This window comes from Methanolobus sediminis (genome assembly GCF_031312595.1).
GTDB lineage: Archaea > Halobacteriota > Methanosarcinia > Methanosarcinales > Methanosarcinaceae > Methanolobus > Methanolobus sediminis.
In genome coordinates, this window is sequence record NZ_CP133592.1 from 1,623,355 (window position 1) to 1,649,220 (window position 25,866).

General features: G+C 40.8%; 30 protein-coding genes. 14 read left to right on the plus strand and 16 right to left on the minus strand.

Going from position 1 to position 25,866, the window contains the following annotated elements:
* The first annotated feature begins 115 nt into the window (after window positions 1-115).
* Both cbiQ and RE474_RS07835 read left to right on the plus strand, forming a co-directional pair.
* A complete protein-coding gene (gene cbiQ, locus RE474_RS07830; RefSeq protein WP_309309829.1) occupies window positions 116-898 on the plus strand; it encodes a cobalt ECF transporter T component CbiQ in 783 nt (260 codons plus the stop codon).
* Window positions 899-907: 9 nt separating this feature from the next.
* Window positions 908-2,248 carry an energy-coupling factor ABC transporter ATP-binding protein gene (locus RE474_RS07835; RefSeq protein WP_309309830.1) on the plus strand — a complete coding sequence of 447 codons (1,341 nt, stop codon included), beginning with the start codon at window positions 908-910 and terminating at the stop codon, window positions 2,246-2,248.
* A gap of 26 nt (window positions 2,249-2,274) precedes the next feature.
* Here the strand turns inward: RE474_RS07835 and RE474_RS07840 are convergent, their stop codons facing one another.
* From RE474_RS07840 to RE474_RS07855, 4 genes are all read right to left on the minus strand, one after another.
* The gene (locus RE474_RS07840) at window positions 2,275-2,886 is read right to left on the minus strand and encodes a hypothetical protein (RefSeq protein ID WP_309309831.1); all 612 of its coding nucleotides are present in this window, start codon (window positions 2,884-2,886) and stop codon (window positions 2,275-2,277) included.
* Entirely contained in the window at window positions 2,883-3,131 is a 249-nt protein-coding gene (locus RE474_RS07845) for a hypothetical protein (RefSeq protein WP_309309832.1), read from the minus strand. The genes RE474_RS07840 and RE474_RS07845 overlap by 4 nt, the downstream gene beginning before the upstream one ends.
* Before the next feature lie 203 nt (window positions 3,132-3,334).
* Complete coding sequence (locus RE474_RS07850) at window positions 3,335-3,793, minus strand: winged helix-turn-helix domain-containing protein (RefSeq protein ID WP_309309833.1); 459 nt, start codon at window positions 3,791-3,793, stop codon at window positions 3,335-3,337.
* A gap of 306 nt (window positions 3,794-4,099) precedes the next feature.
* Window positions 4,100-4,294, minus strand: coding sequence for a hypothetical protein (locus tag RE474_RS07855; protein ID WP_309309834.1), 195 nt, complete (start codon window positions 4,292-4,294; stop codon window positions 4,100-4,102).
* Between the two features lie 691 nt (window positions 4,295-4,985).
* Here RE474_RS07855 and RE474_RS07860 point away from each other — a divergent pair.
* Entirely contained in the window at window positions 4,986-5,672 is a 687-nt protein-coding gene (locus tag RE474_RS07860; protein WP_309309835.1) for a HoxN/HupN/NixA family nickel/cobalt transporter, read from the plus strand.
* Window positions 5,673-5,679: 7 nt separating this feature from the next.
* On the opposite strand, the gene RE474_RS07865 is transcribed toward RE474_RS07860, so the two are convergent.
* The 3 genes from RE474_RS07865 to RE474_RS07875 all read right to left on the minus strand — a co-directional run bounded on the left by RE474_RS07865 (window position 5,680) and on the right by RE474_RS07875 (window position 7,371).
* Window positions 5,680-6,516 carry a TIM barrel protein gene (locus RE474_RS07865; protein WP_309309836.1) on the minus strand — a complete coding sequence of 279 codons (837 nt, stop codon included), beginning with the start codon at window positions 6,514-6,516 and terminating at the stop codon, window positions 5,680-5,682.
* Window positions 6,516-6,848: a hypothetical protein gene (locus tag RE474_RS07870; protein ID WP_309309837.1), complete on the minus strand. Its 333-nt coding sequence runs from the start codon at window positions 6,846-6,848 to the stop codon at window positions 6,516-6,518. The genes RE474_RS07865 and RE474_RS07870 overlap by 1 nt, the downstream gene beginning before the upstream one ends.
* A gap of 64 nt (window positions 6,849-6,912) precedes the next feature.
* Complete coding sequence (locus RE474_RS07875) at window positions 6,913-7,371, minus strand: phosphopantetheine adenylyltransferase (RefSeq protein ID WP_309309838.1); 459 nt, start codon at window positions 7,369-7,371, stop codon at window positions 6,913-6,915.
* A 166-nt stretch (window positions 7,372-7,537) separates the two neighbouring features.
* Here RE474_RS07875 and radA point away from each other — a divergent pair, with 166 nt between their 5' ends.
* Both radA and RE474_RS07885 read left to right on the plus strand, forming a co-directional pair.
* Entirely contained in the window at window positions 7,538-8,515 is a 978-nt protein-coding gene (gene radA / locus RE474_RS07880; RefSeq protein WP_309309839.1) for a DNA repair and recombination protein RadA, read from the plus strand.
* Between the two features lie 156 nt (window positions 8,516-8,671).
* Window positions 8,672-9,352 (plus strand): phosphoglycolate phosphatase, encoded by a 681-nt coding sequence (locus tag RE474_RS07885; protein WP_309309840.1) that lies wholly within the window; start codon window positions 8,672-8,674, stop codon window positions 9,350-9,352.
* Window positions 9,353-9,420: 68 nt separating this feature from the next.
* On the opposite strand, the gene RE474_RS07890 is transcribed toward RE474_RS07885, so the two are convergent.
* Entirely contained in the window at window positions 9,421-9,696 is a 276-nt protein-coding gene (locus tag RE474_RS07890) for a PRC-barrel domain-containing protein (RefSeq protein WP_309312225.1), read from the minus strand.
* Window positions 9,697-9,744: 48 nt separating this feature from the next.
* Window positions 9,745-11,982 (minus strand): CDC48 family AAA ATPase, encoded by a 2,238-nt coding sequence (locus RE474_RS07895; RefSeq protein WP_309309841.1) that lies wholly within the window; start codon window positions 11,980-11,982, stop codon window positions 9,745-9,747.
* 253 nt (window positions 11,983-12,235) lie between these two features.
* Here RE474_RS07895 and RE474_RS07900 point away from each other — a divergent pair, with 253 nt between their 5' ends.
* On the plus strand, window positions 12,236-12,448 hold the full coding sequence (locus tag RE474_RS07900) for a TRAM domain-containing RNA chaperone (RefSeq protein WP_091708630.1): 213 nt from the start codon (window positions 12,236-12,238) through the stop codon (window positions 12,446-12,448).
* A 171-nt stretch (window positions 12,449-12,619) separates the two neighbouring features.
* Here the strand turns inward: RE474_RS07900 and purL are convergent, their stop codons facing one another.
* Window positions 12,620-14,767, minus strand: coding sequence for a phosphoribosylformylglycinamidine synthase subunit PurL (gene purL / locus RE474_RS07905; RefSeq protein ID WP_309309842.1), 2,148 nt, complete (start codon window positions 14,765-14,767; stop codon window positions 12,620-12,622).
* A 140-nt stretch (window positions 14,768-14,907) separates the two neighbouring features.
* A complete protein-coding gene (locus tag RE474_RS07910; RefSeq protein ID WP_309309843.1) occupies window positions 14,908-15,267 on the minus strand; it encodes a DUF192 domain-containing protein in 360 nt (119 codons plus the stop codon).
* Window positions 15,268-15,351: 84 nt separating this feature from the next.
* Between RE474_RS07910 and yciH the strand changes: the two genes are divergently transcribed.
* From yciH to RE474_RS07945, 7 genes are all read left to right on the plus strand, one after another.
* Window positions 15,352-15,660, plus strand: a complete 309-nt coding sequence (yciH, locus tag RE474_RS07915; RefSeq protein ID WP_309309844.1) for a stress response translation initiation inhibitor YciH — start codon at window positions 15,352-15,354, stop codon at window positions 15,658-15,660.
* A 116-nt stretch (window positions 15,661-15,776) separates the two neighbouring features.
* Window positions 15,777-16,943 (plus strand): cysteine desulfurase NifS, encoded by a 1,167-nt coding sequence (gene nifS / locus RE474_RS07920; RefSeq protein WP_309309845.1) that lies wholly within the window; start codon window positions 15,777-15,779, stop codon window positions 16,941-16,943.
* A gap of 20 nt (window positions 16,944-16,963) precedes the next feature.
* Entirely contained in the window at window positions 16,964-17,338 is a 375-nt protein-coding gene (locus RE474_RS07925; protein ID WP_309309846.1) for an iron-sulfur cluster assembly scaffold protein, read from the plus strand.
* Between the two features lie 30 nt (window positions 17,339-17,368).
* A complete protein-coding gene (locus tag RE474_RS07930; protein ID WP_309309847.1) occupies window positions 17,369-17,737 on the plus strand; it encodes a transcriptional regulator in 369 nt (122 codons plus the stop codon).
* Entirely contained in the window at window positions 17,727-18,950 is a 1,224-nt protein-coding gene (locus RE474_RS07935) for an Nre family DNA repair protein (protein ID WP_309309848.1), read from the plus strand. Before RE474_RS07930 ends, RE474_RS07935 begins: the two co-directional genes overlap by 11 nt.
* A gap of 105 nt (window positions 18,951-19,055) precedes the next feature.
* Window positions 19,056-20,093, plus strand: a complete 1,038-nt coding sequence (locus RE474_RS07940) for an inorganic phosphate transporter (RefSeq protein WP_309309849.1) — start codon at window positions 19,056-19,058, stop codon at window positions 20,091-20,093.
* Window positions 20,090-20,782: a TIGR00153 family protein gene (locus tag RE474_RS07945; RefSeq protein ID WP_309309850.1), complete on the plus strand. Its 693-nt coding sequence runs from the start codon at window positions 20,090-20,092 to the stop codon at window positions 20,780-20,782. The genes RE474_RS07940 and RE474_RS07945 overlap by 4 nt, the downstream gene beginning before the upstream one ends.
* Window positions 20,783-20,810: 28 nt before the next feature.
* On the opposite strand, the gene RE474_RS07950 is transcribed toward RE474_RS07945, so the two are convergent.
* Both RE474_RS07950 and purC read right to left on the minus strand, forming a co-directional pair.
* Window positions 20,811-22,259, minus strand: coding sequence for a phytoene desaturase family protein (locus RE474_RS07950; protein ID WP_309312226.1), 1,449 nt, complete (start codon window positions 22,257-22,259; stop codon window positions 20,811-20,813).
* Between the two features lie 26 nt (window positions 22,260-22,285).
* Complete coding sequence (gene purC, locus RE474_RS07955; RefSeq protein WP_309309851.1) at window positions 22,286-22,999, minus strand: phosphoribosylaminoimidazolesuccinocarboxamide synthase; 714 nt, start codon at window positions 22,997-22,999, stop codon at window positions 22,286-22,288.
* A gap of 177 nt (window positions 23,000-23,176) precedes the next feature.
* On the opposite strand from purC, the gene nikR reads away from it, so the two are divergent.
* The gene (gene nikR, locus RE474_RS07960; RefSeq protein ID WP_023844892.1) at window positions 23,177-23,599 is read left to right on the plus strand and encodes a nickel-responsive transcriptional regulator NikR; all 423 of its coding nucleotides are present in this window, start codon (window positions 23,177-23,179) and stop codon (window positions 23,597-23,599) included.
* Window positions 23,600-23,602: 3 nt separating this feature from the next.
* Here nikR and RE474_RS07965 read toward each other — a convergent pair whose 3' ends face one another.
* The 3 genes from RE474_RS07965 to RE474_RS07975 all read right to left on the minus strand — a co-directional run bounded on the left by RE474_RS07965 (window position 23,603) and on the right by RE474_RS07975 (window position 25,865).
* Complete coding sequence (locus RE474_RS07965) at window positions 23,603-23,962, minus strand: ArsR/SmtB family transcription factor (RefSeq protein WP_309309852.1); 360 nt, start codon at window positions 23,960-23,962, stop codon at window positions 23,603-23,605.
* Window positions 23,963-24,035: 73 nt separating this feature from the next.
* Complete coding sequence (locus tag RE474_RS07970) at window positions 24,036-24,443, minus strand: bacteriohemerythrin (protein WP_309309853.1); 408 nt, start codon at window positions 24,441-24,443, stop codon at window positions 24,036-24,038.
* Window positions 24,444-24,518: 75 nt separating this feature from the next.
* Window positions 24,519-25,865 carry a hypothetical protein gene (locus RE474_RS07975; RefSeq protein ID WP_309309854.1) on the minus strand — a complete coding sequence of 449 codons (1,347 nt, stop codon included), beginning with the start codon at window positions 25,863-25,865 and terminating at the stop codon, window positions 24,519-24,521.
* Window position 25,866 lies beyond the last annotated feature (1 nt).

The window sequence follows — 25,866 nt, forward strand, 5'->3', positions numbered from 1 at the left end:
GGTTTTTTTATCTAATACGCAATGCTTATCTAATATGAATCGCAACCTTCTGCATTAAAATGCTTTTTTAAAAAAACAAATCTTCTTGATTAATATATGCAATTCAGGGAAAACCATGACCTCTATGCTGGATGACTATGCACTGAATAGCCCTCTTCGGGAAAAGAATAACTGGCTCAAACTCGGGATAACGACTTTTGGGATACTTGCAGGTGTATCGTCTAATTCTCCCTTTCCTCCTTTTATGATAGCTGTCTGTATGAGTATTGCAGTCATCTGGCTTGGTAAGGTTCCTGCCAGATTTTACTTGAAGATATTGGGTGCTCCCGCGGGTTTTGTACTTGTGAGTGCAGTTATCATTGCGTTTTTATCAGGTTCCGGGGATGACATCTTTGGTTTTGATGTTCTGGGACATCGTCTGGGAGTAGATGCGGATGGTCTGAGCATGGCAATTCTTGTGTTATCCCGCACCATCAGCGGAATGTCATGTATGTTCTTCCTTTCATTAACAACTCCTATGATTGAGTTGTTTTCAGTCCTGAAGGCGGCAAAGCTACCCGATTCCTTTGTGGAGATCGCGATGATGATGTATCGTTATATCTTTGTTTTCTTGGATGTTGCACTGGGTATAAGATATGCTCAGGAGGTCCGTTTGGGATACAGGGATTTCAGGACATCTTTCAGGTCAATGGCAATGCTTGGTACAAATCTTTTCATAAGATCATGGGAACAGGGGGAAGTGCTCTATATGTCCATGAATTCAAGATGCTATGACGGAAAGTTGATGATGTATGATGAAAAAAGGCCCGTGAAGATGCCTGAAATTTTGCTGACCGTGGTATATTTTTCACTGGTCCTGGCAGTTTTCTATCTGACTCGGGGAATGTCTTTAATTTGAGGTGAAACGGTGGTCATTTTAGAAACAAAGGATCTCAGTTACTCTTATCCTGATGGTACTCTGGCACTCGAGGGTATCAATATCAAAATAGAGAAAGGAAAAAAGGTGGCCTTCGTAGGACGCAACGGCTCTGGAAAATCTACCCTTTTCATGACGCTTAACGGAACTCACCGTCCCCGGAAGGGAGAGGTGCTTTTCCACGGCAAATCCTTAAAATATGATTCAAAGTCCCTACGGGAAATAAGAAAAAATATAGGTATTGTTTTTCAGAATTCGGATGACCAGATATTTGCCCCTACAATTTTTCAGGATGTGGCATTTGGTCCTGTCAATCTTGGTTATCCAAAGGATAAGGTTACAAAGATAGTTAACGATACACTTGAGTATGTGGGGCTTACGCATCTGAAAAATAAACCTCCTCACCACTTAAGTGGAGGACAAAAAAAGAGGGTTGCAATTGCAGGTATTGTTGCAATGGATCCAGAAGTGATCATTCTTGATGAACCGCTTGCAAATCTGGATCCGGTTGGTGCAGATGAGGTTATGGATCTTCTCAATGAACTGAACTATTTCGGTAAAACCATCATCATATCCACACATGATGTCGATCTGGCATATGGATGGGCAGACTATGTTTTCCTTATGAATGAGCATAGAGTAATCAGTGAAGGTACTCCTGAAGCTATCTTTATGCATGATGATAATCTGAAAACTGCTTACCTTAGAAGGCCTGTTACTCTGGAGATATATGAAGAGATCAAACGCAGAGGTCTTGTAAAACCACAATGTTGTCCACGTGACATTCCTGACCTTGTCCATTCACTGCGTTCACAGCAATTATTGTGGGCCAAAATACCATCTGAGGTAAAAGAAGGGGATTACATCAATCTCGGTATACTGTATGGTGATTATGCACCAGATTCCGGCTACGAAGCTGCAAATTGTAAGGTTCTCCATATCCATGAGGATAATCTTGCCATCGTAGAAATGGAAAGAAGGCCATATAGGGCCGGTTATATTGGGATATATGACACATCCAGATATTCTAAAGATGAGCTTAATGACATAATTCTCAGAGATGAGATTGAATGTATTGGTGCTATGGGCAAGAGAAGCAAAATTCTTGCTGAAAGGGATGAGATTTATCTTCATGTAACTGCAGGAGTTGTAGATCGTTCAATCCTGAACTCACTGGCAGGTCAGAGGTGCCTAATTCTTACAAATGGTGGTATGGTCTGCCATGCTCTGAAAAGGATAAAGGAATACATGGAAAAAAGCGGAATCAACATTCCGGTTACTGTTGTCAATCCTGAACAAAAAAAGCCAGATGCAGAAAACATGAACAATTGATTTTTATTTTTTGAATCAATTCGTTTTTAGTTTTCCATCATGTTCTTTACGGTAAAATCTTCAATTCCTTCTATTTCAATATTTAATCCAACAAGAAATGTTCCGATATGTAAATCTCTTCCACATGGAATTTTGGATTTGATGTATCCATCGGTTAACCTTGAAGGTGATGCTATTAAAGCTTCAGATACAAAATTCATATTTTCGGCTTCATTCCATGTTTTAGCACTGATAATCATCAGTGGAGGTTCAGTTGTATTTCTAAGGTCTTTCATTTTTCGGAAATTGACTACAATGTTGCCAAATACACAGTGATCATTTGAGTCTATGTACTTTTTAATTTCATTCGCATCGCTGATGTCCCTTCCAATAATCTCTCCCTGGTACATTATCTTTAGATTATCAGTTGGCCACTCATATTCTATGTTGGTTACAAAAGCCAGCAGTATGTCTGCTCCAAGAGCTTTTTTAACTCCTATATTATGTTTTCTGCCTATATATAATGAATTCATCTGTTCGTCCTTTTCTTCAAGCTTCGTTATTATCTCAACATCCTCATTGTCAAGGACAATTGCTTTTTCTATTCCTTTAATATCATGAAGCATTTCTATAGCTTTTTTAGCGATCAATGTATTCAAGACAATTCTCCTACTGCATGAATGTTCAATCTTTTTGAATCTGGAAATTGCGGGTTAATGGCAGATACTGTTTTGTCAATGATTTCATGAATAGTTTCAGATTCAGGTTCTACCAGAAATCTAGCTATGCTAATTAGCCTGTAATTGAGATCAATATCTTTTTTGTAGATGTAAGTCTGCCAGAAAAGTCCGTTTTTATGTGTTTCATAAGCTGTATTTTTGTATTCATCACTTTGTGGATACATCTCAACATCTCTCTATAATAGCTAATACTTATATTAAAAATACTAATGTAAATTAGTGTTATTGTATAAGTAGTTGTTCGGTAGTCTGGCAATTGTCATATGGGAATCAAAATAATTCCTTTATTGTCAGTTGCAAAAACCAGGTGTCAGCTACGCTGTAAAAAGTAAGGATATTCTGCTCTGTATGAGTACTTGTAGATGAATCAATCTTCTATCTCAACATTGAGGCGTATTTTTGCAATAGGCTCAAGCTTTTTCCATGTTATTGTCACACTATTAGATAATGTGCATTTCTGGGCAGTCTGGTCACAAAGTTCGCCGTCTTTTTCATATATGTAAAAGCCTTCGTCCCCGTTCACTGCAACCACCTGCTCTATTCCCTTTATTTTCTTCGTCTCAACGATTGCAACTCTTTTAAGAGCTTCAAGCAGGTTGGTTCCCTTTTTCACTTTAATGCATCTGGTTGGTGCCAGGATATCAAGTGAGCTGGCAACATCTTTGTTATTTATTTCCAGAACGTGGGTTTTTCCATATATGTGTCTTTCAATAAGGCTGGCTTCTTCAAGAATACTCACATGTTTTGATGCAACAGGAATCGATAATTCCTGTTCACGAGCCAGCTGTGAAATATGTTTTTCATTCTCCTGCAGGCTCTGTATCATATTTAGCCTTGTTTTACTATCAAGTGCATAAAATAATTTCAAGAATTGTGATTTACTATCATTATTTCTATTATTCTTTTCACTCATATTAGTTGATAAATTGTGCTACATGTATATGTATTCTTCTTTTTTATTGTATTACTCTTGGTAACGTTTGTCATTATTTTCAAACAAATTATACAAGCTAAAGGCTACAAAGAATAATTATATTAAAAAGTGATGTTCAGAGGGATAAACGAATGCTAGAAATCGAAATTAAAATGTAGGGTGTTTTTTCACCCTGAAAATAATGGTTAAGATTTAACCTTACATCTTGACAGCTACAAGGGAAAGTCCAAGTTCGCCTTCTATTGTCTTGATTTGTTCGAGATCATCGGATGTAAGTTCTGCGTTCTTGATATCCTGTTCGGAGAATGCAAGAAGGGTTACACCCAGCTTCTTCTCAAGTTCTTCGATGGTCTTTACCTTTGCTTCATCTATTTTTGAGTAACTCCATAACATCGTTATTAACTCCTTACTGTGTAAGTACGGGCAGACATCAATTTTTTTGATATAAAAAGGAGTACGTTCGTTAATCTTCTATGATAAATCATGTTGTCATAAGAAGTAACGCTACTTTCTTTTGGTTGCAACGTTTGTTAAAGTATGCAATAATATCCTTCATTTTTTAAAATAAATATTTCTTAATTTCCACACTTGATTTTTATGATTTTTGTATTTTCGGGGGCAACTGCTTTTGTTTTTTCACGCTGTTAACAGTTCTTATTTGATTTTTAAGATATATGGTTACTATATTTTTAACTTCATTAAACTGTTTTCTTCTTTCTACGTTTCAGCAAAATACTAGAATATAATGTACTATTTTATCTACGGTTTTTATGCTTTAACCATGTTATTTTTATTTTTAGTTATTGAGTATTGAATTAGTATGTATTTTGTTGATAATTACAATTATTCTGCTACATAAACGTATATTGTTCACACAAAACACTTTTTAAATTTCAAGTTCTGCTAAATTACCTCCCCCATGTTTCAGGAATATTTTGCTATTTCTTGCATTAGTATTACTTTAATTACAATTAGTAGCATACTCTTTCATAACACATATATATACTAACATCAAATTAGTATTACATATAACATATTACACTTGCTTGCACTTTAGCATTCAAATAGAAACGGGGTAATCATCATGGATATACTTTCAATTGGAGCAGATGGACTTTCTTCAGGCCTTAGTCTTTTTATAGTCATATCTGCATTCCTGCTTGGTGCGCTTCATGCGCTTGAACCAGGTCACGGAAAATCTATAATGGCAGTTTTTGTCATGGGTACGGATGCAGATCTTAAAGACGCACTTCTTCTTGGGATGACTATTGTTGTATCTCATGTTATTGTGGTACTGGCATTGGGAGTTGCATCGATCTATCTGATAGAAGCTTTGAATGTGGACATGACCCATGATATCATGAGTGTAGTGGGAGGCATCATCCTCATAGTAGTGGGAGTATGGATCCTCAGGAAATTTTTCCATCCGCACGAACATGCAATTAATACAAAAAAAGGAGTCATTGCAATAGGGCTTTCAACAGGACTCATTCCATGCCCGGCTGCACTTGCAGTATTGCTATTCAGCATCGCAAACAATCAGGTGTATAATGGTTTGATATATGTACTGATATTCAGTGCCGGCCTTGCACTGGCTATTACTTCACTGTCAGTAGTGTTTGTCAAAGGAAAAGGTTTCATTGAGAGTTATGTGAGCAGTACCAAAATAAACAAACTTCCGCTTGTAAGTGGTTCTGTTATTGTGGTGATTGGTATTTTCACATTGATGCATCCATTCCTGGAGCATGTGGCACCCTCTCTTCACATATAATGAGGGTCTACAATCCCTCATAGGTTCTTTTTAGCAACATGGCATCTCCTTCATTATCAGGACTTTCGCATATCAGCAGACCTTTTACCTTAAAGTCTTTAAGGGCGCGCATAAGTTCTGTATATTGAAGGTCAGAATCATCGAGATTCAGGTGATTTCTCTCACCTTTTTCGCTGTACTCAATACCTGAAACATGCATATGCATATCATCAAGTCCTTCCCTGCCAAGTTCATTCTCAACCAGCTCAAGTGTGGCCGAGAATTCCTCATAGCTGTTCTCAGCGCCATTGCTTCTTGCATGCAGGTGTGCAAAATCAATGCATGGAAGTACGTTCTCCAGTTCTGCTCCAAGCCTAACGTTTTCTTCAAGGCTTCCAAACTGTGTCCCCTTTCCTGTAGTTTCAGGCCGAAGTATTACTTCTATGCCTTCATCATTAAGCTTTGAACCCAGTTGTTCCAGCAATGAAAATACCTTTTCATAGACCTTCTCCGGTTTTTCTTTGTGATAATATGCAGGATGGAACACGATGTTCCTTGCACCGCAAAGACTCCCGATTCTGGATGACTTGTATATCCTCTCGATACTGGCATCTATCTTTTCAGATTCCTGTGAGTTCAGGTTGATGTAATAAGGACCATGAACGCTCAGCGAGATATTTTCTTCATGTGATTTCTCCAGAACTTCAGCAGCAGTGGCTTCACCCATCTTGACCCCGCGGACAAATTCAAGTTCCATGCAGCCAAGTCCGAGTTCCTTCACCCTTTCAATACCTGAAATACTGTTTCTCTTCCTGGAACTCTTTGGTGTACCAGCAGTTCCAAAAAGCAGTCTGGATGGCTTCATTATGCCATTCCAAGCTTTGCTTTGAGTTCCTTCATCTTCTCAGTAGAGAGTCTCTCTTCAACCATCTCGATGAAAGTATCAACATCTTCCTCTTCAAGAGACCTGATGTCCTCTTTGCCTTCCAGTGCAAGCTGGAAAAGATATTCCATTTCTTCGGTGTCCAGTTTATCCATCCTTGCCCTGAAGTCATCGGCATCAACTGCTATTTTGTGGGATAGTGGCCTGAGGATAAAGGGGTAGTTATGTCCTGAATTTGACATTGTGTTCCCGGCAAGTTCAGGTGCAAGCTTGTTAAAGATCTGATTGTCCATTTCGTTGAATACTCTTCCCATGGACAGTAGTTGTAGAAAATAGTTTATAAAATTATGTTCCGAAAACCAGTGTCTTACAAGTACCTTATTTCAGGTGACCGTGGATGTCAATCTCACCGTGGGCTATTCTTGTAGAAGATATGGGTATTTTATCGTCAGCAAGCACAAAATCTACCCTGACAATCTCGATTTCCTTCATGCTTTCCTTAGTCCTGAGCTGGTTGATCTTCAATGCAACAGGATGTGTTTCCGGTGAAACTACAATGTAATCATAGTCTGCTTCAAGCGTTTTTCCGAAGGGCTCATTGAGTTCCAGTATCGTATATTCCTGACCTTCTGAGATCTCATTGATGTATCCAAGAAGATTAGTCTTTCTGATATCATAATCAGGAACGTGCCGTGGACGCTTGTTTGCCATTTCATTGGATGTAAGTCCGATGTCTACAATTCCACTCTTTCCGGCAAGTTCGAATGCTTTGCGGATAAGTTCCTTGTGTCCGTCATGCAGGCATTCGAAAGTACCGCCTACTACTACTCTGGCCATTGCTTCCTTAATGACTGGTTTTAATGATAAGTTTTGTCGTACACATGTCATGAATACTATATATAATACTTTCACCTCGCTCTATTCAGCTATATATACTCAAAAATCAATTAGTTAATCGAATTGTGCACCAGAAGAAAACATGTGCACCCAGGAGTTAAGATAAATGTCAGAAGTGTTATTGGAAGAACTGGACCATGTCGGTCCGGCGACCGCACAGAAACTAAAAGATGCCGGTTTCACAACCGTTGAAGCAATTGCTGTTTCTTCTCCGGCAGAACTTGCAACCGCAGCTGAAATTGGTGAATCCACTGCAGCAAAGATCATTCTTGCAGCCAGACAGTCGGCTGATATTGGTGGATTTGAGACCGGTGATGTTGTGATGGAACGCAGGAAGCTTGTTGGTAAGCTTTCCACGGGATGTACCGAGTTCGATGAAATGATGGGCGGTGGTATAGACACTCAGGCAATTACTGAACTCTATGGCGAATTTGGTTCCGGTAAGACGCAGGTTGCACACCAGCTTGCTGTAAATGTACAATTGCCAAAGGAACAGGGCGGACTTAGCGGTTCTGTGATTATTATCGATACTGAGAATACCTTCAGACCTGAAAGAATAAAACAAATGGTTGAAGGTCTTTCTGAAAGATACGGTCAGGAATATGACCCTGAAGAATTCCTCAAACACATCCATGTTGCACGTGCATACAATTCCAATCACCAGATACTGCTTGTAGATTCTGCAATGGAACTTGCAAATGAATTAAAGGACAGTGATATGCCTGTGAGACTTTTCATTGTGGATTCCCTGACGGCTCACTTCAGGGCAGAATACATCGGAAGGGGAACACTGGCAGACAGGCAGCAGAAACTTAATAAACACCTGCATGGTCTGCAAAAATGTGGTGATCTCTATAATGCATCAGTAGTAGTTACAAATCAGGTTATGTCAAAACCTGATGCATTCTTTGGTGATCCTACCAAACCGATCGGTGGACACATTGTGGGCCACACAGCAACTTTCAGGCTTTACCTGCGTAAATCCAAGGGTGATAAGAGAATAGTCAAACTAGTGGACTCTCCAAACCTTCCTGATGGTGAAGCTATTATTTCTGTAACCACTCCCGGTCTGCGTGATCCATAATAATGGAAAAGAGTTAATGATTCTCCTTTTTGGAGAATACTTCCCTGTCTTTTTTTTAAGTCATATTTTTGTATTATATGTCTCTATACATGTTTTGTCTAATCATGAAATTACACCACTGAAAACACTTTTATCTCACATTGTCTTCTAATGCTTATGACATTCAAGGCCATTGTAATTGACATCGATGGAACCATTACTCACAGGGATCGCAAGCTCAGTCTCAATGCTGCTGCAAAACTACGCACCCTTGATATTCCTGTTGTGATTGCCACAGGAAACGTACTCTGCTATGCCAAAGCTGCAGCCAAACTTGTAGGAGTATGCTGCAATATAATAGCAGAGAATGGTGGTGTCATAGTTGATGGCTTTGATAATGAGCCAATAGTTTCTGATGTGATCCACGAGTGTGAGGAAGCCTACGAATTCCTTTCTTCCGAGTTCAATATGGAAAAGCTGGATTCAGTTCACAGAAAAACCGAAATAGTCCTCAGAAACAATTTTGATGTTGAAGAGGCACGTGTTATCTTGGGAACACATTTTCCTAACGTAGAAATTATAGATACGCATTTTGCCATACACATAAAGAGTAAAACGATTAACAAGGGAACAGGGCTTTTAAAAATGGCAGAGCTTATGGGTCTTGAAACCACTGATTTTGTAGCCATAGGTGATTCGATCAATGATCTGGAAATGCTTCAGGAGGCAGGATTTGCAGTTGCCGTAGGCAATGCTGATGATTTCTTAAAAGACATTGCAGATTATGTCAGTGAAGCAAGTTATGGGGACGGCACAGTGGAAGCACTAGCTTATCTTCAATCAAGTAACTTGATTTAATCAATCTGGTTAATGATTGTTAAAAAAGAATGTACAGGGCTGCAAGGCAATCTCTGCAGCCGGTGTGATCATATTTCTACAGGTTCCGGGTTCAAGCCACGGGCTATATTTTTATCAACTACTATATAGTCCTTTATGGCCCTTACAGACTCAAAAGGCAGTAATATGTACTGCTCATCGGCCCTGTATTTGGAAGTATCAAGACTCATGTCCGGTTTAACTATAAGGTCAATTAGGTCTCCTGTCCTGATATCCATTACAATATTATATAATATGCCTATCTCCGTTCCATCTGTTGCCATTACCTGTTTGCTCGAAAGGTTTTTTGCAAAGACATTTGCCATTTTCATTCGCCCCTTGATATAATAATCACATCTAAATTTTTCATATATTTATCTGTATCCTATATAAGAACTTGCTTCTTCTTTCTTGATGCCGCCCTTGAACTGTGCCTGTATTTTCTCATAATAATCTACCAGATTCTCGGACAGTGTGGGTCTGACCTTATTAAGAGCTTCTCTGAAGTACTTCATACTAACAGTTTCGGCATCAAAGTTCTCTCTCAGTGAAAGCATTACAGCTTCTCGGCATACTGCTTCAATGTCTGCCCCTACAAATCCTTCTGTCATGGTTGCAAGTTCATCAATTGTAACGTCATCTCCAAGAGGAATGTTCTTTGAATGGATCTTGAATATCTGTTTTCTTCCGGAATAGGTGGACTGTCCAACAAGAACCATCCTGTCAAATCTTCCGGATCTCAAAAGTGCAGGGTCAATTATGTCCGGTCTGTTGGTTGCGGCAATCACTACTATTTCCTTCAACGGCTCAAGACCATCCAGCTCTGTCAGAAGCTGGTTCACTACTCTTTCTGAGACCTTTGAATCCTCTGACATAGCACTTCTCATCGGTGCAATAGAATCTATCTCATCAAAGAATACAATACATGGAGCTACCTGTCTTGCTTTCTTGAATGTCTCCCTGATGGCCTTTTCAGATTCTCCTACCCATTTGGACAGCATCTGCGGTCCTTTTACACTAATAAAGTTGGCATTTGACTCATTCGCAACAGCCTGGGCCATCAGTGTTTTACCGGTTCCGGGTGGTCCGAATAGCAGAACTCCCTTAGGAGGTTTGATTCCCATGGTCACAAACCTGTCAGGTCTTGTGAGCGGCCATTCCACAGCTTCTTTGATCTCCTGCTTGGCTTTGTCCAGTCCTCCGACATCATCCCATCTGACATCAGGAACCTCTACAAGCACTTCTCTCATCGCCGAAGGCTCTATTTCTCTCAGTGCATTCTCAAAGTCATCCTTACAGACAACAATGGTGTCCAGTATCTCCTGCGGGATGTCTTCATCTTCAAGATTGATATCAGGCAGTGCTCTTCTCAAAGAGCGCATTGCAGCTTCCTGGACAAGCGCCAGAAGGTCTGCCCCTACAAATGCCTGTGTGTGTTTTGCGATATAGTCAAGGAACTCGTCGTCAACATCTTCTGCAAGAGGTACACCACGTGTGTGAATCTGCATGATTTCCAGACGGTCATCGGTATCAGGGACTCCTATCTCGATTTCCCTGTCAAATCTTCCTGGTCTTCTGAGTGCCGGGTCGATTGCATCAACACGGTTTGTAGCACCTATTACAACGACCTGTCCTCTTTCCTCAAGGCCGTCCATCATTGTAAGCAACTGAGCTACAACTCTGCGCTCAACTTCTCCGGTGACGTTCTGTCTTTTTGGTGCAATAGAATCTATCTCATCAATAAATATGATTGAAGGTGCGTCATCCTCAGCTTCCTCGAATATCTTACGGATGCGCTCTTCGCTCTCTCCGTAGTATTTACCCATGATCTCAGGGCCTGCAATATAGAGGAAGTTTGCTCTTGACTCATTTGCAACTGCTTTTGCAATAAGTGTTTTACCTGTTCCCGGTGGTCCGTAGAGAATAATTCCCTTTGGAGGTTCGATATTAAGTCTCTGGAATAGTTCAGGGTGCTTGAGTGGAAGCTCTATCATTTCCCTGACACGCTGTATCTCTGAACCGAGTCCGCCAATATCTTCGTAGGTAACTCCACGGGTCGCACCGTCATAACCACGAACAGGTTTCTGGCGAAGTTCGATTTCAGTGAACTCTCCTATTATGAGGATCTCTTCTTTAGGATCAGTTTCAACGGCGATAAGTGGAATTGCCTGTCCGCCACCCATCTGGCTGGTCATAGGCTGTGTCATTGAACTTATGATAGGGATGATGTCGCCTTCCACCAGTGGGCGTTTCATTATGTTACGTTTGATTATCTCGCTTATGTGGTCTCCATATTCCATGGAAACTCCTTCAGGAGGTGCCAGAATTACTTTTGTGGCCGTAACTACTTCCGCTTTTCTTACGGTGATCCTTTCACCAATTCCAACTCCGGCGTTCTGCCTGATAAAACCGTCAATCCTGACAATTCCCTGTCCCCAGTCCTGCCTTTCAGCCCTCCATACTTTGGCTGCTGTTTTCCTTTTTCCTTCTATCTCAACTATATCTCCGGGAGATAGTTGCAGGCTTAGGAGTGTTGTAGGATCCAGACGTATAATTCCTCTTCCAAAATCGTTAGGGTGAGCTTTTTCAACTTTTATCTGAACTTCATCCATTGTATTCATCCCAAAAATTACTCTGAACAAACTGTGAGCTTGTGATTTATAACTATCTATTTTATTCTAAAGAATAAATAAGATATGGTTTCTGCATTGATTCTGTTTCAGACTGAGAAGTTTTAAATATCTGTTGTGTATAAGTAACGCTGTAAGATTTGATACAATTCTGGATTCATTGATATTACATTTTTATCGTGGTTTTCTCAGTGTGGTTTCTTATCTTAGTTTGAATTAAAGGACGTGTATTATTTTGTTTAATAACAATGACAGAGAATCAACAGCTCCTGTAGATGTTGGCGAGACATACGAAGTAACAATTGAAGACCTTGCAAGAGAAGGAGACGGCATCGCCAGGATCGAAGGCTTTGTAATCTTTGTGCCTGACACCCAGGTCGGTGACACTGTAAATATCAAGATCACAAGAGTACTGCGCAAATTCGGATTTGCAGAAAAGGAAGAATAAATCTATTAAGAATGGTTTTTTACCATTCTTCTTTACTTTTATCCGGTTATTACCGGAATACTATTTCTCTCAGTTACTTTGTTTTAAAAAAGCTGCTAATATGCAGTCATATTGTTGTTATTAGAAGCTATTAGAAATCAGGATTTGAAAAAAAGTAATTGTTGATGATGGTTACTCCATCATCAAATTCATAAGGCTTTCTCTTGCCTCTTTAATCTCTTCAAGGGTTAATTCTGTCTTTGAATCGCCTATCTGGATGCTCAGTGTGTTTCCACCAACCGTGCCAATGACAGTGTATGGCAGTTCTCCAAGCATTTCCTTGACAACATCCGGTTCGGAAGTTGCTATCAGTGCTCTGGCATATGATTCAGAGAACAGGATATCATCAGTTCTTAAGCCCTCTGCAACACCGCTAAGGTCGACTTCAGCACCTGTCTTCTCACACATTTCTGCAAGTGCGACTGCAATTCCACCAAGTGATACATCGTGTGATGCAGTAATCTTTTCACTCTCTGCAAGGCTGATAAGTGCATCTATAACCGCAGTTACGTTCTCAGGGACCTGTGGAGCCTTTCCATCCATTTTCTTTCCTATAATGTTATAGTACTCAGAACCTCCAAGCTCATCGGATGTGCTTCCGACCAGAATTATTGTGTCGCCATTATTTGAGAACACTCCTGCCGGTGCTTTTGTCACATTTTTGATGTAACCTGCAAGTCCGATTGATGGTGTTGGGACAATTGCTGTCTTAAATTCACCACTTTCATTGTACAGGGAAACATTTCCGCCGACAACAGGTATTGACAGGTCTCTTGCAGCATCTCCAAGCCCGAGAATTGCGTGCTTGAACTGCCAGTAAATGTCAGGCCTCTCAGGGTTTCCGAAGTTAAGACAATCGACAATTGCGATTCCGCGTGCACCTTTTACTGCAAGGTTCATTGCATTTTCAACAACTGTTCCTTTTCCACCTGCATATGGGTCAAGGAGCGTATGTCTTGGATTGCATCCGCATGAAAGTGCAATTCCTTCCTTTCCATCGATTCTCAGTATACCTGCATCATCGCCTGGTTTTGTAACAGTCCTTACCTGTACTTCATGGTCGTACTGTCTGTAGATCCATCTCTTTGATGCTACATTGTGTGATGACAATACATCGATAATTGCCTGTTTGATGTCTGCCGGAAATTCCGGTTTATCTCCAATATCACGTTCCTGCGGAGCAGTTGATGGGCGCTCAAAGGTTGGTGCACCTTCGGTCAGGAGCTTGACTGGGATGTCTGCTGCAATCTCTCCCTGGAATTCTACTGTATAGTTAAGTTCCTCAGTGAGTTCACCGATCATACTTCCGTTAAGGTCGTATTTCTTTGCAATTTCAAGGACCGCATCAACATTTTCAGGTTCAACTTCAAGGAGCATACGTTCCTGTGACTCTGCGATGAGTATTTCGTAAGGGGTCATGCCGCTTTCACGAAGAATGACATTGTCTGCAATGATCTTCATTCCAAGGTTACCCTTTGCTGCCATTTCTGAACTTGCACCGGCAAGTCCTGCTGCCCCAAGGTCTCTGCATGATTTTACGTATCCTTTTCCAATGGCTTCAAGTGTTGCTTCTATAACGAGTTTCTCTGTGAACGGATCTCCGATCTGGATACTTGGCCTGTCTTCTGCTTCTGAATCTTCAGAAAGGTCTCTTGATGCGAATGATGCTCCGCCAAGTCCGTCTCTTCCTGTGGTGGAACCCATAAGGACAAGCTTGTTACCTGCTTTCTGTGAGCATGCGGTCACAACATCCTTTTCGCGGGCAAGTCCCACTGCAACCACATTTACAAGAGGGTTTCCACTGTATGATTCGTCAAAGAATGCCTCTCCACGTACAACCGGCACACCGATGCAGTTTCCGTATCCTGCAATTCCTTCAATGATGTGTTCAAAAAGATAGAGGTTCTTCGGGTTATTAAGCGGACCAAAGTAGAGTGGGTCCATAAGTGCAATTGGTCTTGCTCCCATTGAAATAATGTCACGCACAATTCCGCCAACACCTGTTGCTGCACCGTTGTATGGGTCAACATATGATGGGTGATTGTGGCTCTCCATTCCTATTGCGAGCACCCATCCGTTTCCAAAGCTGATAATTGCTGCATCGTCACCAGGACCGATTATAACCTTGTCTCCGGTGGTTGTAAATGTTTTAAGCAGGGGTGCGCTTGAGCGGTATGAGCAGTGCTCACTCCACAGGTTAAGGAAGCATCCCTGTTCTACGAGATTAGGTTCTCTTCCCATTTTCTCTGTTATGATCTTTAAGTCATCTTCAGGTAACATCTATGTTCCTCGGTAGTTGAGTATTATTATAATATGGTGATTCTATCAGGGCTTTAAAGAACCCGGAATGTAATAAACATTTCTTTAAACAGGTTTTAACATCTGTATGTATCTATCCATTCCATGCAGCTCTTCAGTGCCTAATGACATTGATTTTCAAATTCAAATGTATCGCCAGGTTTAATCCCTAATTTTTCAGATTTTCCGTGGGATGTTTCAATGATGTATTTTACCTTTCCTTCGCAGGAGCAAGTACCAATCCATGCTTTCAGACTGGATGTTTTTATGACCTTTTTCTTATCGTCAAGGAAAATAGCATCAATTGGATAAGTGACAAATAGCATATGCAACGAAATTCTCTGGGCTTTCTTCATTACAAATACAAGGGCATAGTTGTCAGGTATCCTCTTACTGAACATAAGCCCCTTGATATGCTTTAGGATGTTGCAGGCAAAATCAACGTCCGTTGCTACTTCTTTACCATTAGATTTTAATATCATCGAAGTTTTACTCTATTCATCTATTTAATTAAATGCATATGGAGTGTTTAAAATAGATAATAATGTCGGAGGAAATACCACAAGATGAGTTCAGAAATGTGTTCAGTCTGCGGATTGCCAAGGGAACTTTGCATTTGCGAAGAAGTGGCAAAAGAGCAGCAAAGAATAATTGTCAAAGTAAATAGAAGAAGGTACGGTAAAGAAGTAACAGTCGTAGAGGGTTTTGATGCCCACGAAATCGATCTTCATGAGCTTTCTACTTACCTGAAATCTAAATTTGCATGCGGTGGAACTGTAAAAGGAAATTCTGTTGAACTTCAGGGAAATCACCTGAGCCGCATGAAAGATGTTCTTATTGAAAAAGGGTTTTCTCCAGATCAGATCAAGGATTAATACTATTCTCACGTGTGTGGACAGACCACACATGTTTTTAACGGCACTTAAGCTGATTATGTTCTCTAGCATACTTGCTGAAGGATATTTATTTATTGAAGTCTTCTCTTCTTATAATGGATACTATGAAAAGGATCTACATGGACCACAGTGCAACCACTCCAGTTGATTCATTGGTTGTGGATGCTATGTTACCATTTTTTTCAGAGACCTTTGGTAACGCTTCAAGTCTTCATTCATTTGGAACCGAAGCTGCAGAAGCTCTTTCTCTGGCACGTAAACAGGTTGCAGATGCTATAGGGGCTCTTCCCGAGGAAATCATATTCACGTCTGGCGGGACGGAATCTGATAATCTTGCAGTAAGGGGTGTGGTTCCATTCAATGAAGGTAAAAAGCACGTCATAACTTCTGTCATCGAGCATCCGGCAGTTCTCAATACATGTGCTTTCCTTGAAAGTCTGGGACATGAAGTTACGTATGTTCCGGTAGATACTGATGGGTTAGTTGATGTGAAGGCACTTGGAAAGTCAATCAAAGAAAACACTGTGCTAATATCGGTAATGCATGCCAACAACGAAGTTGGCACCATCCAGCCTATAGAAGAGATATCTGCAATTGCAAAAGAACATAATATCTATTTCCATACGGATGCCGTGCAGAGTGTTGGAAAAATTCCTGTTAATGTAGACGATCTGGGCGTTGACATGCTTTCTATTTCATCCCATAAGATACACGGCCCCAAAGGAGTCGGAGCTCTTTATGTCCGCAAGGGGACTACGATCAGTCCTATAGTGTTTGGCGGAAATCATGAAAAGGGAATGCGTTCAGGAACAGAGAACGTTTCCGGTATAGTAGGATTTGCAAAAGCAATGGAGCTTGCAGTTGAGCGCCTGGCCGATGATTCAATACACATGACCCGGATGCGTGATTCACTCATTGGCAGGGTATTTGATACAATTTCCGATGTTCGCCTGAACGGTCATCCTTCCAAACGCCTTCCAAACAACGTAAATATGAGTTTCAAATACGTTGAAGGCGAATCAATGCTCATGCTGCTGGATATGCAGGGAGTTGCAGTATCCACGGGTTCTGCATGTTCTTCAAAATCACTAAAAGCTTCACATGTGCTCAGTGCACTGGAAATCGAGGATGAGTTCATACATGGTTCCCTGAGGATAAGTCTTGGAAGGGAGAATAGCATGGGTGATATTGATTATGTTGTCAATGCTTTGCAGGAAACAATTGCTAAGTTAAGGGCAATGTCTCCACTTGCTGGCAGGTAACTATGGATAACTAAGGAGGAATGGTTCTGTATTCTAAGAAAGTAATAGAGGAGTTCAGTAACCCTGCAAATGTAGGGGTTATTGAGGATGCCGATGGTGTGGGCGAGATTGGAAGCACAATAGATGGTGATATAATAAATATCTCCATAAAGGTTAAGGATAATATACTGGAAGACGTTAAGTTCAAAACCTTCGGGTGTGTTGTTGCGATTTCCACATCAAGTGCAGTTGCCAAACTGGCAAAAGGAAAAACAGTAGATGAAGCCATGGCACTGACAAACGAAGATGTGATCAACTACCTCGATGGTCTTCCAGAAGGAAAAGACCGATGTTCAGGTTTTGCTCTTGACGCTTTGAAAATGGCAATTGAAGATTATATTCATAAAAGTGAATAACAATAATAATAACGAAAAAGGTGACTTTCTGTGAAAACAACATGTGAGATCATGGTTCAACGTGTATTGCCTGCCATCCGTGCAGAACTTGCTAGATGTATGATATGGGAACACGGGAAGAACCAGCAGGAAGTTGCAGAGATCCTTGAGTTATCAAGGGCTGCGGTGTCTCAGTATTTGAATGATAAAAGGGGTGCAGAGGTGGATTTCTCAGAAGATGCCCAGCAGGAGATACAGAGATTTGCAGCGAAATTAATTGAGGGAATGAGCACCCGGGAACAGGTTGCGGGTATGTGCAACGTGTGCAAGTTCGTTCAGCGCTCCGGCTGGCTGAACAAAAATGAACCTGATGCCGGATATTGTATCCTTTGCGGAGACAGCGAAGTCATTGACTCCTAATCTTTGCATAAAATGCAAGGGCAAAGGTCTTTGTGGAAGGCCATACTGCCCGATTCTTGAAAAATTCAAATCCATTGAATCAGTGGTTCCAAAATCCTCTGGAGAAACGTCCATATTTGGAGCATCTCCACCATCTGTTTTTGTTGGCAGGTACAACTATCCGAATGTGATGGCAGGACCAATGATCCCTCCGCAACTCTGCGGGGATGATGCAATGCAGCTAGAAGATCCTAAAGCATTGCTGAAAATGGGCATACAGGATGTCATAGCTTCCCGCTCCCAGCTTGTAAGGGCAAATACCGGGGTCAATGTGAAAAATGCCCGCTCTCCTGATAATCCTCTTATCGAGAAGTCTCAGGAACTCGCTCTTTCAAAAAAGCCGGTGGATACTGAAGCATGGTTCAATAAGCCCATCAGTAACAAACTGAAATTCGATAATGTGCTGACTCCCATGGGTCCGTCAGGAGACCTTAAGAAGTTCGATATAACTGAGAATCCTAAGGTTCCAAAAAAAGTGGATTCTCTTGTCTATGACGATGATGCCCTGGCAAAAGATGCCATCTCTGAACTCTGGGGTGGCAATATTCCTGCAGAGCATATTTCACGTCTGTTATCCATCGGTCTTTTAGGTCAGGAAAGAAAACTCGTTCCTACACGATGGTCAATAACAGCTGTTGATGACATGGTTGGAAAAGACCTTCTGACTGAGATAAGGGACTACCAGCAGTTAAGTGAAGTAACTGTTTTCAGCGGCGGTGTTTTTGGGAATCATTTCGAGATTATCTTAATACCTCGCATGTTCTCTTTTGAACTGATAGAAGTCTGGATGCCACGAACAGTATGGTCCGGTGGCAGCACATGGATAGAAGCAGACCATGAAGGGTTTGGAGGAAAAACAAAGTATTCCAACCTTGCAGGCGGTTATTATGCAGCGCGTCTTGGTGCCCTTGAGTATCTCAAATCCATACGGAGACAGGCTACTGTTTTCATGGTAAGGGAAATTCGTCCGGAATACTGGGCTCCGCTTGGAGTATGGGTTGTGAGGGAAGGCGTAAGGGAAGCTTTCAGTAAAGAGCCTGAAAAGTTCGGTTCGGTAGAACAGGCAATAGCAAATATTTCCACTCGTCTGAAGACCGATAAATCAAAATGGATGGCTCAGGCAGCTATGTTGCCCGATGTCCGTTTCCAGCGAACTCTGGATTCTTTCTTCTAAATAGTTCTATATATCTTATTTATTACTATATAGTATATAGTACGCACCTTTATGTTTATGTCTTTACTTTGCCCTACTAAATCTATATAGTGGAGAATATTATCGATGAGTCTCTTTGATCCTCTCGTATTGTTACTGGTTGCAGCAGGTCTTTACATGGCGTGGAATATTGGTGCCAACGACCTTGCAAATGCCATGGGAACGTCAGTAGGCAGCGGTGCGTTGTCTATCAAACAGGTAATTATCATCGCAGGTCTTTTTGAGTTTGGAGGCGCTGTGCTTTTTGGAAAAAGAGTAACTTCAACTATTGCCAAGGGAATCGTTCCAATTGATTCCATTAGTGCAATAGATCCTCATCTTGTGGCTATAGGTATGCTTGCAGCTATTCTTGCAGCAAGTTTCTGGATTACCCTTGCAACATTCTATAATCTTCCGGTATCTACAACTCACTCAATAGTAGGAGCTGTCCTTGGTTTCGGTCTGACAGCAGTCTATTATGGAATGATAAGCTATAGCGAGATCAAATGGGCTGTCCTCACCAAGATCGTTGGTAGCTGGCTCGTATCACCTCTTCTTGGAGCTGTCATTGCTTATGTCATATTCACCCTTATTCGATATTTCATTCTTCAGAAAGCTGATGACCCGTACAATGTAGAAAAGAAATTCGTTGTCTTCCAGACAATGACCGCGTGTTATATTGCCTTTGCACATGGGTCCAATGATGTTGCAAACGCGGTAGGTCCACTTTATGCAGGACTTAGTTCTCTTGATATGGCAGGAGTAAGCGTTCCTCTCTGGGTAATGGCTCTTGGAGGTATTGGAATGGTTGTCGGATTGGCCACATGGGGGTACCGTGTCATTGAAACTATCGGTACACGTATCACAGAACTTACTCCAACCAGAGGATTTTCAGCAGAATTTGCAACAGCTTCAGTAGTTGTGCTCCATAGTTACAGTTCTTTACCAATATCAACCACACATACTCTTGTTGGTTCAGTAATTGGTGTAGGTCTTGCAGGTGGTCTTGCAGCGGTTGATTTAAGTGTTATCGGAAAGATAGTTGTTTCCTGGATAGTAACCGTACCCGTGGCAGCTCTTACATCTGCACTGATATTTGCGGGACTGTTGGGAGTTGGAATATGATCAAAAAAGAGTATATTCGTTCCGTATTGAATGTATTTGCAAGCTCACCTTTCAAGCCTCTTGTAATGCATGCCAACAAAGGTGGAGATTGCGTAAGAAAGCTCAATGAGTCTGTTAAGGCTTACTGTGAAGGTGACATGGAAAAGGTCGAAGCTCTGAACAAGGAGATCGATGTACTAGAGCATGAAGCGGATGTCATAAAACAGACAATTCGCTCTGAACTATCCTCTTCTATTATGCTTCCGGTACATGCCAATGATCTGCTTAATTTCCTGAAACCACAGGATTCTATATCAGATGACGCTCAGGAAGTTGCATTCTGGCTCACACTTCGGAAATTTGAAGCTCCATCCGAGATACATGAAGGTTTCTGTGAACTCATACTAAAGACTCTTGAAACAGTTGAGCTTTATGAGGATCTTGTTGCAACACTTGGTGAGCTTCTCGAAACTTCTTTTAGTAAAAGGGATGTTGAAGAAACTCTTGCCCTTGTAACAAAAGTTGAGGAAATGGAGCATCAGGTAGATATCATAGAAAAGGACCTTGTTAAGCTGATATTCCGCAATGAGGATGCCATTGGTGCACTGGGTGTTTATCATCTGTCTCGCCTTGTAAGGGGAATAGGCGACATTGCAGACAAAGCTGAACATGCAGCTGATAGGTTAAGAACAATGGTTCTGAGAAGGTAATCACCTTCTCATTTTCATTCATTTATAGTCATTTGTGAAGACAACCATCTTCATTCATCTTTTTCAGTAATTCCACAACAGAATATGCTGCACGGGTTATTCCCATACTTCGTCTATCAGTATCAGTTCCTGCTGTATACAATCCATTAATGGGTGTTCTTACATCTGCAAAATAGCCATCAATTGTAACTGCAGCTTTTTCAGGAATTGTTATCTGGTTGTGTGTCATTTCAATATGGTCTTCAATTCCCGGAATAGCCTTGTATATTGTGTCATATGCCTTTTTGATCTGCATATCTTCATTATCATCATCCTTGAGGATAAATGAGAAACCTACTAGCTGTTTACCTTTGGGTGCCAGAGAAGTATCATAGTTACTAATTGGCATTGCCCAGTATGGTGAATCCTTGAACCATATCTCAGAACCGATGTAATTAAAATCATCTCTCACAGAATCAAGTCCAATCCACACAGTCAGGCTTTTTGTGTGTGCAACTCTTCTGAGATCCTGTATGTAGGTATTCGGAAGACTTTCTATCATTTCTGGCAAGTCTGTTACAAATCCTGTGTAAACTACTTTGTCAGCCCTGTATACCTCATCAGCTTCAACACCTATTACTTTCCCTTTTTCAGTGATTATCTTCTTCACTTCACAGTCTGTCTTGATTTCCACAGTGTTTGGCAGTGAGAACAATACAGCGTTAAGTATGCCTTTTAGTCCCTTTCGGGGATAGCCCTGTGAATAGTTTACTTTATTAGTGGCCAGTCTTCCAAGTGATGTAAAAGGATTGGATACTTTGGTGAGTTTCATCTGCAGGGAAGTATGAACATTTGGTGGCAGGAATGATTTTGGAACCGGCTCAGGGCTTATCTTTTCATTGTGTTTCAGGATACTTTCAAGCTGTTCCTCCGGTACACTGTCTCTCACAAAACTGCTTCCTGTAAGAATTCTCTGGGCAGATGTCTGTTTCATGTCCTTGCCTGAAAGGAAATAGCAGATCGTATCAATAAAATGGTATGTATCTGCTGTCAGGTTAGTTGGCATAAATTCATATACGGACTCTTTGGACAGGTCAGTTCCAAATGTCGAAAGGGTGAGTGCCTTTGTAATCGCTTGTGTAAGAATGATCCTGTCTTTACGTGGAAGTACATCAAATGTGACAAATTCCTTTACATTGGAAGGTACTTTCATAAAAGTATCTTCTGTTCTCACAAAGTAATTACCATAATCCTCAAAGACTGGCAGGTAATCAAAATAATTGTCCATAAGCCTTCTAAGAGGGCCAACTTCAAGATGTGTAATGGCGTGAGCACCTGTATCTACCTGGAAACCATCAACCATGTAGCTGTTACAGTTGCCGCCAACAAATTTGCTTTTTTCAAGAACAAGTACTCTGTTGCCGTGTTTGGATAAAGTGAGTGCGGACAAGAGTCCGCTTATGCCGGCACCTACAATGATCACATCGTAATCTTCCATCATTTCCCCTCATTACGATAGTGTTCTTATTCAAATATCTCAGGTACGATACGCTTTGCAACTTCTTCATATGCTTTTGAAAGGTCTCCTTTGTCAAAGCGGAAAATATCCTTGTCCATTGACTGGCCTGTACTCTTGTCCCAGAGACGGCATGTGTCACATGATATCTCATCGGCAACAACGATCTTGCCGTCCATTCTGCCAAACTCAAGTTTGAAGTCAGGGAGCAGGAATCCTTTCTCATCAAGGTAACTCTTCAGTATTTCATTGATCTTGAGTGCCATTTCACGTATTTGTGCGACCTCTTCATAGGTAGCAATACCCATTGCAACAGCGATGTCCTCGTTCATCATAGGGTCACCGTGTTCATCGCTCTTGTAATCCATGACAAGCACAGGTGTCTTGAAAACAGTTCCTTCCTCTATTGGGTATTTGCGGGTAATGGAGCCTGCTGCAATGTTCCTTGGGATCACTTCTATTGGAATAATTTCTACAGCACGGACAAGCATCTCATTACCGGATTCCATGCCAAGGTAGTGCGTTGGAATACCTTTTTCTTCGAGCATTTCAAAGAGCTTTCTGGAAATCTGGGCGTTGTAATATCCTTTGTTTGCAGCTTCACTCTTCTTTTTTCCATCAAAAGCAGTAAGGCTGTCTCTGAATACTGAAATCAGTTTTTCAGGGTCTTCGGTTCTGTAAATAGTCTTTGCTTTACCTGAGTATAATTCTTCTTTTTTCATCGGTATCCTCTTTTTCCAGTTTTGTTATTGATTATTTTATAATATAGATATCCTATAATTATTTATGTCTTAATTAATGTATCATTTATGTACTATAAATGCATACTAAATGTTATTATAGCACTGAAATGATTACTATTATGTTTATTGCGTTTGATTATTTTATAGGTGAATTATATGGAACAGGAACTTATGCGTATTGGTGTATCACTTCCCGAAAATCTTCTTACTAAATTTGATTCCATCATTGAACAAAGAGGTTATTCCTCACGTTCAGAAGGTATCAGAGATTCTATCAGGAACTATATTACCCATTATGAGTGGATGAGTGACGTTAAAGGAAGGCGCGTCGGTACTATCACATTGATCTACGACCATACCAAGCGTGGCCTTTCAAGCGCTCTCACTGAGATACAGCATGATTACTCTCATATTATAAAGTCTTCCGTCCACATTCATCTTGACCACGACAACTGCCTTGAAGTTATCATACTTGATGGTGAAGGTGAGGAAGTAAAAGCAGTAGCAGAAAGGACAATGGCACTGAAAGGCGTCAATTATGTCAAGCTTAACACGGCACTTCCTGCTGAGAAAATATAAGAATTAAATCCCTTTTTTGAATGAGGAGTCAATACTCCTCAATAATTTATCCCCGGTTTCTGTGAGATAGTATATCTGGAAATTTTTGTCTCTTCTTGAATCAACAAGTTCTGCGTCTTTCAGGAGCTTCAGGTGATATGACAATGCTGAATGTTTATAGTCTGTAGTTTCAACTAGCACGCATACACAAAGTTCGGTTATCTGAAGTGCTTTAAGAATTCGTATTCTGACAGGATCGGACAGTACTTTGAAAACAGACACAAGGTTGTCTACATTCTCTTTCATGACATTATGAACTTCCAGTGATGTCGCGTCCGGAAGAATGTAAGGTTCCTGAATTATGTTTATGTTCTGATCTGCCATCTACTGAGTAATTAGGTTTAAGTAATTAATAGGTTTTGACTAATGCCAGCAAAATAAATTTTAAAAAGAAGGTCTATTTAAGACCTTTTTCTATGAAAAGTGCTGCATACTTCTTGTCAGTACCCTGTATATGACCCACAAGCCAGTCCTTAAGGAAGTTAAGTATGTCGTAGCTGACACCTGCTTTACCTTCCTCATAATCTTTCTTGAAAGCGAGCACCTTTTCTACAAACTTTTCATGTTCTATTTTGTGTTCTTCATAATCAGGATATGCATAACGTTTCATATATTTTTCTTCGGTAGTAAAATGGAATTTTGTATACTCTGCCATCTTGTTAATAATGTCCAGAGATACTTCTTTGCTTTTTGCATTCTTCATCGCATCATGAAGCTCGTTGATCATACCCACGAGTACTTTATGCTGGTCATCGATTTCTTTTATTTGAAGGCTGTATTTATCTGACCATGTAATAAGTGCCATAAACTATCACCAGTAAATTAAAGGTAATTAAAATATAAATGCTTTATTATATTTAAAAAAAGAATACCTAGTAATTTAATACCAGATTGTCAGAGTATTGTTATCTGTTCCTATCCCTATAGCAAATCTATCATATCCATAGCTTACTGCAGCAGTATTAGTATTAACCCTGCCATCAAGTTCCAGTTCATCTACAACCTGTATTCCATCATTATTTTCTTCAAGAACAGCAAGTTCCTCGTAATTCTGCAATGGGACAAGAAGCTCAGTGTTCTCGTCTTCATCAAAGTTTCCTGCAATGGCCATGTCCAGATTTGCTGATCCTGCAAGGTGAGAACTATAACCTGAAAGACTTGAGGTGATTGTCAGCTCATCACCTTTCCATTTGTAGAGTTCAACGATTCCTCCTATGTGAGGTGTAAGTACATCAGCGATCCTCTTCTCTCCATCAGGTCCGAAAGGAGCTACAGCGATCTGGTGTCTCCACATGTATCCAGAACCCGCAGCACGTCCTTCTGCCAGAAGATTTCCGTTTTCATCAAGTACAACCAGTCTGGCTCCTTCCTCCTCATAGCTGAGTGTTACAATAATCTCTCGAGAACCGTCTCCATCAAGGTCTGTCCATATTGGTGCAATCCCTTCGATCACGTTTCCTTCAGGTATACTGATGACTGTGCTGATATTCGGCTTTGTGATCGTATCAACGATAGTTATGCTTGAAGCCTCTATATTGTCCCCCAGTATTCCATGGTCATATTTTTCAGTGGGTCCGGTAAGTAACATTATTCTTTCTTTTTCATCTACCAGCAACCTGGCATCAGGAAGCGCATCAACTTTAAGGCGCGAGAATTCTTTATCATTCACCCTGAAAACAAGATCTCCTGTAGAGTCTATGAATACTGTTCTTCCCGAACCTGTAAGGACTATAGGATGTGTAAAAAGTGATTCATTCCACAGCCCAGGAGCAAGCAGGAATGCTTCTCCCTCTTTAATCATAAGAATTGGTGGACTATCGGGGTGGATTCTGGAAGGGCTTACATTTCTCTCTACAATGACACCATCTGACAATTCAAAAGCATCAACTGTGCCATCATCCAATACAACAGCCCATATGCTTCCGTTATTGGAAGGCGCGGCTACAACCCACTCCGGTTCACCGTCCAGTTTTTTCGTTATCTTTTTTGCATTAAGTATGTCCAGTTTGCCTTCAACAACTCTGTTCCCGTCAGGTTGAACATAAGTGTAGGCTAGTGTGAAAGGTGTTCTGTAATTGAAAGTACAATAATCACAATCCAATATCTCACTGGGTATTATGATATCTTCCTGTTCTTCCTGCTCTTCATTTATTACAATGGCAAGAATGACTATCGATGCCATTATTATCAGCAGTATGTACTTTTCTTTTCCACTACTTCCTATCATC